The 7,645-nt window shown below is 73.9% G+C and carries 8 protein-coding genes; 2 read left to right on the top strand and 6 right to left on the bottom strand.

Annotated features, from left to right (window positions below; genetic code table 11):
* Window positions 1–216 precede the first annotated feature (216 nt).
* From ACFWXO_RS37035 to ACFWXO_RS37015, 5 genes are all read right to left on the bottom strand, one after another.
* On the bottom strand, window positions 217–951 hold the full coding sequence (locus ACFWXO_RS37035) for a tyrosine-protein phosphatase (protein WP_380529697.1): 735 nt from the start codon (window positions 949–951) through the stop codon (window positions 217–219).
* 22 nt (window positions 952–973) lie between these two features.
* Entirely contained in the window at window positions 974–1,606 is a 633-nt protein-coding gene (locus tag ACFWXO_RS37030) for a TetR/AcrR family transcriptional regulator (protein WP_380529695.1), read from the bottom strand.
* 57 nt (window positions 1,607–1,663) lie between these two features.
* Window positions 1,664–1,987, bottom strand: coding sequence for a hypothetical protein (locus tag ACFWXO_RS37025; protein ID WP_380409715.1), 324 nt, complete (start codon window positions 1,985–1,987; stop codon window positions 1,664–1,666).
* On the bottom strand, window positions 1,984–2,493 hold the full coding sequence (locus ACFWXO_RS37020; RefSeq protein WP_380529693.1) for a DUF6232 family protein: 510 nt from the start codon (window positions 2,491–2,493) through the stop codon (window positions 1,984–1,986). Before ACFWXO_RS37020 ends, ACFWXO_RS37025 begins: the two co-directional genes overlap by 4 nt.
* An 84-nt stretch (window positions 2,494–2,577) precedes the next feature.
* On the bottom strand, window positions 2,578–2,976 hold the full coding sequence (locus ACFWXO_RS37015; protein ID WP_380529691.1) for a RidA family protein: 399 nt from the start codon (window positions 2,974–2,976) through the stop codon (window positions 2,578–2,580).
* A 72-nt stretch (window positions 2,977–3,048) separates the two neighbouring features.
* Here ACFWXO_RS37015 and ACFWXO_RS37010 point away from each other — a divergent pair, with 72 nt between their 5' ends.
* Complete coding sequence (locus ACFWXO_RS37010) at window positions 3,049–4,005, top strand: LysR substrate-binding domain-containing protein (RefSeq protein ID WP_380529689.1); 957 nt, start codon at window positions 3,049–3,051, stop codon at window positions 4,003–4,005.
* Here ACFWXO_RS37010 and ACFWXO_RS37005 read toward each other — a convergent pair.
* A complete protein-coding gene (locus ACFWXO_RS37005; protein WP_380529688.1) occupies window positions 3,966–4,865 on the bottom strand; it encodes an aminoglycoside phosphotransferase family protein in 900 nt (299 codons plus the stop codon). The genes ACFWXO_RS37010 and ACFWXO_RS37005 overlap by 40 nt on opposite strands.
* A gap of 222 nt (window positions 4,866–5,087) precedes the next feature.
* Here ACFWXO_RS37005 and ACFWXO_RS37000 point away from each other — a divergent pair, with 222 nt between their 5' ends.
* Window positions 5,088–7,586, top strand: coding sequence for a Tex family protein (locus ACFWXO_RS37000; RefSeq protein WP_380529686.1), 2,499 nt, complete (start codon window positions 5,088–5,090; stop codon window positions 7,584–7,586).
* The last annotated feature ends 59 nt before the right edge of the window (window positions 7,587–7,645 follow it).

Below are 7,645 nucleotides of genomic sequence, written 5' to 3'. Positions count from 1 at the left end.
GCGCGGCGTTGGGCGCCCGGCTGGGCGTGCGCCCGAGTCGGCCTCGTACTGGACGTACTTGGGCGATTCGGGCGTGCGTCCAGGCGGGATGCCCGTCGTCGCGCGCCTGGCAAGATCCGCCGGACAGGCCCTAGAGCTCGGGCCGGTCCTCGGGTACCACCGCGGCGATCCCCGTGCCGGTGCGTGGGGCGCTGCTCGGCAGCCGGCCGGAGTCGATCAGGGTGTGAGCAGGCGTGACCGCAGGGCGTCGATCCGGGCGTGGTCGATGCCGACGGTGCCGGTGAGGTAGGCCTCGACGGAGCCGTAGCGGGTGGCGAGGTCGGCGAGGGTGAGGCGGATGACGGCCTCCGGGGCGCGGCCGTAGCCGGGCCAGCGGAGGGTTTCGCCGGGGTGGGCGGCGTGCCAGTCGGCGACCAGGTGCGGGGTGGCGAGCTCGGTGAGGGCGAAGTCGGCGGCGATGTCGTCCTCGGAGACGCCGAGCAGGGTGAGCACCAGGGCGGCGATCAGGCCGGTGCGGTCCTTGCCGGACATGCAGTGGAAGACCGCCGGGGCGTCGGCGTCGGTGATCGCGTCCAGGGTCTGGCGGATCTCCTTGACGCCGTCCTCGGCGACCTCGGCGAAGCGGTCGGCGAGGTAGCGCCACGGGTCGAGGTCCGGGTCGATCGCGGCCTGGTCGTAGGGGCGGTGCTCGATCGAGTGGTTGCGGAAGTCCAGGCCGTCGACGTCGGGCACCCGGCCCTTGGCGGCGATCTCCCAGTCGTAGCGCAGGTCGATCACGGTCCGGACGCCGAGGGCCCGGAGCCGCTCCAGGTCGGCGGGGGAGGAGAGCTTGCCGAGCGAGTCGGAGCGGTAGAGCAGGCCCCACCGGACGGTCCGTCCGTCGGCGGCCCGATAGCCGCCCAGGTCACGGAAGTTGTGCAGGGCGTCGAACGCGAGGTGGCGGGTCGTCATGGGCGGCCATCCAACCACGGCGTCAGGCGCCGGAGTAGCCCCGGGCGAGCAGTTCGAAGGCGCGGTCGGCGTGGGCGACGGCCTCGGGGTGGAGGTCGTCGGCGGTGCGGCCGCCGTCCCGCAGGAGCTGCCAGTTGTGCAGGGCGAGGACCCGCTGGGTGGCGGTGACCTGGGCGGCGAGCAGGGGGGCGGTGAGCTCGTGCGGCGGGGCGAGGTCGGGGGCCTCGCGCAGTGCCTCGGCGAGGGACTGCTCGGCGCGGGCCACGTACGCGCCGACCCGGGCGGCCAGGCTGGGGGTGCCGTACACGAGGGCGGTGAAGGCCAGCACGGCCGGGTGGTCGTTGAGGCCGGTGACCGGGTCGTGCCGGTCGAGGCCGTCCAGGAAGTCCCGGCGCAGGGCGTCCAGCACGGTCTCCTCCCCGGTCCGGCCCCGGACCACGTCCGCCGCCTGCTCCTGGTGGTCGGCGAAGCGGTGGACGACCAGGTCCTCCTTGCTGGCGAAGTAGCTGAACAGGGTGGGTTTGGAGACCTCGGCGGCGGCGGCGACCTCCGCCACCGAGACCTGGTCGAAGCCGTGCTCCAGGAAGAGTGCGATGGCGGCCTCGGAGATGGCCCGCCGCGTCCGTTCCTTCTTGCGCTCCCGCAGTCCCGTCATGCCGACCAGGCTAGCAGTCGGGGTTGACCGGGACAGTTTTCTGACCCAGTACGAAAATCAGCTGCTGAGCGAGTCCAGGATCCGGCGGACCGACTCCACCACCGGCGCGCCCGCCCGCACCAGCGAGGCCACCCCCGAGATGTTGCGCAGCGCCCGGCGCAGGGCGGACGGCGAGGCCCCGGCGCCGTCGCCGATGGCCTCCAGCGACTCGTCCAGCACCTCGCGGTCCTCGGCCGGCACCTGGTCGCGCAACTGCTGCACGGCGGCGACGAGTTCGCGCAGCGCGGCCTGCGGATCGACCGGGCCCTGGTTCTTGACGATGCCGATGTTGTGGTCACCGTGCTGGGTGACCGAGTCGCCGAAGTGGAAGGAGTTGCTCACAGTCCGACCCGCTTTCCGGTGTTGTGGTCGCCGTACTGGGTGATCTTGTCGCCGACGTGGAGGTTCTCCACCTGGAAGGCGAACTCCGCCTGGGGGTTGTCGATCGCCTCCATGATCATCTGGATCAGGTTGGTGATCTGCCACTCGTGGTGGCTCACCACGGCGGTGGTGGCGGCGTTCGAGGTGTCGAGGACCAGCCGGTACACCGGCTTCTGCCGCAGCTTAGTGACGAGCCGGTAGAGGAAGAACGCCAGGCCGGCCAGCAGCAGCACGCTCGGGAGGGCGGCCTGCGTGGCGTCCGCCCCGTTGCGGGTGAGCGCGCTGAGCAGGCTGACCGCGCACAGCAGCCCGATCACCTGCCGGACGAACCTGATGACCGTCCGCGAGCGCTTGGGCGGCCACCACACCAACTGCCGAGCCCGGGCGATGTGCTGCAGCGGGTAGGCGTCGCCGCCGATCCACAGCACCCGCCGGCTCACCCTGACGTCGATCACGTTCCGTGCCAAGTCCGCTCCCCCTGCCGCTCGTGCGGGGAGAACCATAGCAACGGCCGAGGACGGCAGGAATGCTGGCGGTGGATCAGGCGGTCCTCACCGGGCCTGGCGCCGGGCGGTCACCTCGATCTCGATCCGCATCCGGGGGTCGGCCAGGCCGCAGACCTGCATCGTCGCGGCGGGCCGGACCTCGCCGAAGCAGCGCCGCAGCACCGGCCAGCAGGGCTCGAAGTCCGCGCGCTCGGGCAGCAGGTAGCGCACCCGCACCACGTCGGCGAAGCCGGAGCCGGCCTCGGCCAGGGCGGCCGCGATGGTACGCAGGCACTGCTCGGCCTGCTCCACCACGTCCGGGGAGATGGTCATGGTGGCGTAGTCGAACCCCGTCGTCCCGGACACGTGCACCCAGTCGCCGTCCACCACGGCGCGGGCGTAGCCGATCTCTTCCTCGAAGGTGGAGCCGCTGAGCACGGCGCGTCGCCCGAGTCGTTCTGTCATGCGCCGAACGCTAGGTGGCCTGCGGGGATACGTCCAATACTCCTGCCGGGCCGATCTGATATCCCTGGAGGTATGGAGCACCGCCCCGAACTCCCCCTCCCGCAGCTGCACGCCTTCACCGTGCTCGCCGGGGAACTGCACTTCGGCCGGGCCGCCGCCCGCCTCGGCATCGCCCAGCCGCCGCTGTCCCAGCAGATCCGCCGACTGGAGGAGAAGGTCGGCCACCCGCTGTTCCGGCGCGAACCGGGCGGCGTCACCCTGACCCCGGCCGGGCAGGAGCTGCTGCCGGTCGCGCGCCGGGTGCTGGCCGAGCTCGCGGACGGGCTGGCGGCCGCCCGGGCGGTGGGCGACGGGGAAGCGGGCCGGCTGCGGATCGGCTTCTCCGCCTCGCTCGCCCTGACCGTCCTGCCCGGCCTGCTGCACGCCTTCCGGGAGCACCACCCGGGGGTGCGGCTGGACGTCCGGGAGATGACCAGCGCGCCCCAGCTCACCGCCCTGCGCGACCGGGGCATCGACGTCGGCCTGCTGCGCGAGCCGCCCGCCGACGACCCGGAGCTGCGGTTCCGGACGGTGCTCGGCGAGCCCTTCGTCGCGGTGCTCCCGGCGGACCATCCGCTCGCCACCCAACGGGTCGTCCGGCTCGGGCAGTTGGCGGCGGAACCGTTCGTGCTGCTGCCCCGGGAGGAGGGGCCGCAGCTGTACGACCGGATCACCGGTCTGTGCGCGGAGGCGGGTTTCACCCCGCGGATCGGACAGCAGGCGGTGGAGTGGCAGACGGTGTGCGCCCTGGTGGGGGCGGGCCTGGGCGTCTCGCTGGCCCCGGCCGGCATCCGGCGGATCCGGCTGCGCGGCGTCGCCTTCCGCCGGATCGACCCGGCTGCCGCCCGCACCCGGGTCGCCGTGGCCTGGCGGGCCGACGACCGCAGCCCGCTGGTGCATCGGCTGCTGGAGATCGTCGGGCCGGAACGACACCAGGTCTGCCGTCCGGCTCAGACGCTGCGGTCGGCGAGCACCTCGCGGACGACGTGACGGGCGTTGGCGGTCCGGGCCGGGTCGGTGTGGCGGTAGTAGGGGATCGTCACCAGGGCTATGGAGAGCGCCCAGGCGCGGCCGCGGGCCCACATGGCGTCGTCGGCGCGCAGGGCGGCGCGGAAGGCGGGTCTGGCGGCGGCGGGCAGCAGGTTCCAGGCGGGCATCAGGTCGGTGGTGGGGTCGCCGACGCCCATCAGGGCGAAGTCGATGACGGCGGCGAGCCGGCCGGAGCCGTTGAGCAGCAGGTTGCCGGGGGTGAGGTCGCCGTGCGTCCAGGCCGGCGGTCCGGCGTACTCGGGGAGGCGGAGCGCCTTGTCCCACAGGGCGGTTGCGGCGGCGGTGTCGATCGCACCGGTGAGTTGGGCGATCGCCGCGCGGGTGGCGCCGTCCCGGGAGGCGAGCGGCACGCTGCGGTGGCCGGCCGGGGCGCCGGCCGGGTCGAGGGTGCGCAGGGCGTTGACGAAGCCGGCCAGGTCGCGGGCGAGGCCCTCGGGCGCGGTGAGCACGCCGACCGCCGGGTTGACGCCGTCGAGCCAGCGCAGCACCGACCACTGCCAGGGGTAGCCCGCGGCGGGGCGGCCGACGGCCAGCGGGGCGGGGACGGGCAGCGGCAACTGCGGTGCCAGCCGGGGCAGCCACTGGTGCTCGCGCCGGACGTCCCCGGCGGCCCACTCCACCCGGGGCAGCCGGACGGCGAGTTCGGGCCCGAGCCGGAACATGGCGTTGTCCGTCCCGGCGGACCCGACGGGCGTGACCGGCAGGCCCACCCACTGCGGGAACTGGGCGGAGAGCAACCGCCGTACCAGGGCCGCGTCGACGACCGGTCCATCGGGGTGCATCCGGGCGGCAGCGCACATGCCCGGCAGCGTACAGCGCGGACCGCCGCCCGACAGGCGGATCGGTGAACTGCCGGGCCCGGCGAGGTGAGGGGACGGTGATCGGCCGGCGGACGGACGGCGAACGCCGGGCCCGGGCGCGCGCCACGCCCGCCACCCCGGGTGCGGCCGTGCGGTGTCACCGGCACCTGCCAGAATGCGGGGGGTACGGCGAAAGCACTGAAGGAGAAGGTGACCGGCTTCGTGACCACGCCAGTCGAACAGGTGGCCCGGCAGGCCCAGCAGGCGATCGAGCGCAAGATCGCCGAGGAACTGGGCGTTCGCGAGGGGCAGGTGACGTCCGCGGTCGAGTTGCTCGACGGCGGCGCGACCGTGCCGTTCGTGGCCCGCTACCGCAAGGAGGTCACCGGCTCGCTGGACGACGCCCAGCTGCGCACCCTGGAGGAGCGGCTGCGCTACCTGCGGGAGCTGGAGGAGCGCCGGGCGGCCGTCCTGGAGTCGATCGACGCCCAGGGCAAGCTGGACGACGCGCTGCGCGCCCAGGTGCTGGCCGCCGACTCCAAGGCACGGCTGGAGGACATCTACCTGCCGTACAAGCCCAAGCGGCGCACCAAGGCGCAGATCGCCCGGGAGGCCGGGCTGGAGCCGCTGGCCGACACCCTGCTCGCCGACCCGACGCAGGACCCGGCGGCGCTCGCCGCGCAGTACCTGAACGAGTCGGTGGCGGACGGTGCGGCCGCGCTGGAGGGCGCCAGGTCGATCCTGGTCGAGCGCTTCGGCGAGGACGCGGACCTGGTCGGCTCGCTGCGCGAGCGGATGTGGGGCCGCGGCCGGGTGGTCGCGAAGGTCAGGGACGGCAAGGAGGCCGACGGCGCCAAGTTCGCCGACTACTTCGACTTCTCCGAGCCGTACACCAAGCTCCCCTCGCACCGCATCCTGGCGATGCTGCGCGGCGAGAAGGAGGAGGTGCTGGACCTCGAACTCTCCCCCTACGACGGCGAGTCCGAGGGCGACCTGCCCGGCGAGAGCGACTACGAGCAGCGCATCGCGGCCCGCTTCGGCATCGCCGACCGCGGCCGCCCGGCCGACAAGTGGCTGGGCGACACCGTCCGTTGGGCCTGGCGCACCCGCGTCCTGGTGCGGCTCGGCATCGACCTGCGGGGCCGGCTGCGCGCCGAGGCCGAGGACGAGGCGGTGCGGGTCTTCGCCGCCAACCTGCGCGACCTGCTGCTCGCCGCCCCGGCCGGCACCCGCGCCACCATGGGCCTCGACCCGGGCTTCCGCACCGGGGTGAAGGTCGCCGTGGTGGACGCCACCGGCAAGGTGGTCGCGCACGAGACCATCTACCCGCACCAGCCCGCCAACAAGTGGGACGCCGCGCTGCACACCCTCGCCGCGCTGGCGAAGAAGCACGACGTCGACCTGGTGGCGATCGGCAACGGCACCGCCTCCCGGGAGACCGACAAGCTCGCCGAGGACCTGCTCAAGCGCCACCCCGAGCTGGGGCTCACCAAGGCGATGGTCAGCGAGGCCGGCGCCTCCGTGTACTCGGCCTCCGCGTTCGCCTCCCAGGAACTGCCCGAGCTGGACGTGTCGATCCGCGGCGCCGTGTCGATCGCCCGCCGGCTCCAGGACCCGCTGGCCGAACTGGTCAAGATCGACCCCAAGTCGATCGGCGTCGGCCAGTACCAGCACGACCTGAGCGAGGTGAAGCTGTCGCGCTCGCTGGACGCCGTGGTCGAGGACTGCGTCAACGCCGTCGGCGTGGACGTCAACACCGCCTCGGCGCCGCTGCTCACCCGGGTCTCCGGCATCACCGCCACGCTGGCCGACAACATCGTGGCGCACCGCGACGCCAACGGCCCGTTCCGCACCCGCAAGCAGCTCAAGGACGTCTCCCGGCTGGGCCCCAAGGCCTTCGAGCAGTGCGCGGGCTTCCTGCGCATCCCCGGCGGCGAGGACCCGCTGGACGCCTCCAGCGTGCACCCCGAGGCCTACCCGGTGGTGCGCCGGATCCTCGCCTCCACCGGCGGCGAACTGCGTGAGCTGATCGGCAACGGGGAGCGGCTGCGGGCGCTGCGCCCGGCGGAGTTCGCCGACGAGACCTTCGGCGTCCCGACCGTCACCGACATCCTCGGCGAGCTGGACAAGCCGGGCCGTGACCCGCGCCCGGCCTTCCGCACCGCGGTGTTCAAGGAGGGCGTCGACAAGATCGGCGACCTGGAGGTCGGCATGGTGCTGGAGGGCGTGGTCACCAACGTGGCCGCCTTCGGCGCCTTCGTCGACGTGGGCGTTCACCAGGACGGGCTGGTGCACGTCTCGGCGCTGTCCAGGAACTTCGTCAAGGACCCGCGCGAGGTGGTCAAGCCCGGCGACATCGTCAAGGTCCGGGTGCTCACGGTGGACGTGCCGCGCAAGCGGATCGGGCTCACCCTGCGGCTGGACGACGAGGTCGGCCGGGAGCGGGGCGGCGACCGCGGTGACCGCGGTGACCGCGGTGGTGACCGGGGCGAGCGGCAGGCCCGCCCGCCGCGCCAGGAGCGCCGTGGCGGCGACCGGGGCGCAGGCCAGGGTGCGGGCCAGGGCGGCCGGGGCGGCCAGGACCGGCGCGGCGGCGGCTCGGGCTCCGGCTCCGGCGGTAACGCCCCGCTGGCCAACAGCGCCATGGCGGACGCGCTGCGCCGGGCCGGTCTGACCGGCGGCGAGGGCGGCGGGAAGGACCGGCGCTCCGGACGGCGCTGAGCCCGGACGGCGGCGGGTGGGGGGTGGTACGGATGGACAACACCACAACCCAAGGAGAG

The organism is Kitasatospora sp. NPDC059088, from assembly GCF_042738155.1.
In the GTDB taxonomy this organism is placed as follows: Bacteria; Actinomycetota; Actinomycetes; order Streptomycetales; family Streptomycetaceae; genus Kitasatospora.
Note: the sequence above shows the minus strand (reverse complement) of the source record. Positions and strands in the feature narration are given on the sequence as shown.

Bases quoted from the DNA above. Each gene is read 5' to 3' on its own strand.
- ACFWXO_RS37035 (WP_380529697.1), bottom strand. From the start codon at position 951: ATGACGACCCGCCACCTCGCGTTCGACGCCCTGCACAACTTCCGTGAC.
- ACFWXO_RS37030 (WP_380529695.1), bottom strand. From the start codon at position 1,606: ATGACGGGACTGCGGGAGCGCAAGAAGGAACGGACGCGGCGGGCCATC.
- ACFWXO_RS37015 (WP_380529691.1), bottom strand. From the start codon at position 2,976: ATGACAGAACGACTCGGGCGACGCGCCGTGCTCAGCGGCTCCACCTTC.
- ACFWXO_RS37010 (WP_380529689.1), top strand. From the start codon at position 3,049: ATGGAGCACCGCCCCGAACTCCCCCTCCCGCAGCTGCACGCCTTCACC.
- ACFWXO_RS37005 (WP_380529688.1), bottom strand. From the start codon at position 4,865: ATGTGCGCTGCCGCCCGGATGCACCCCGATGGACCGGTCGTCGACGCG.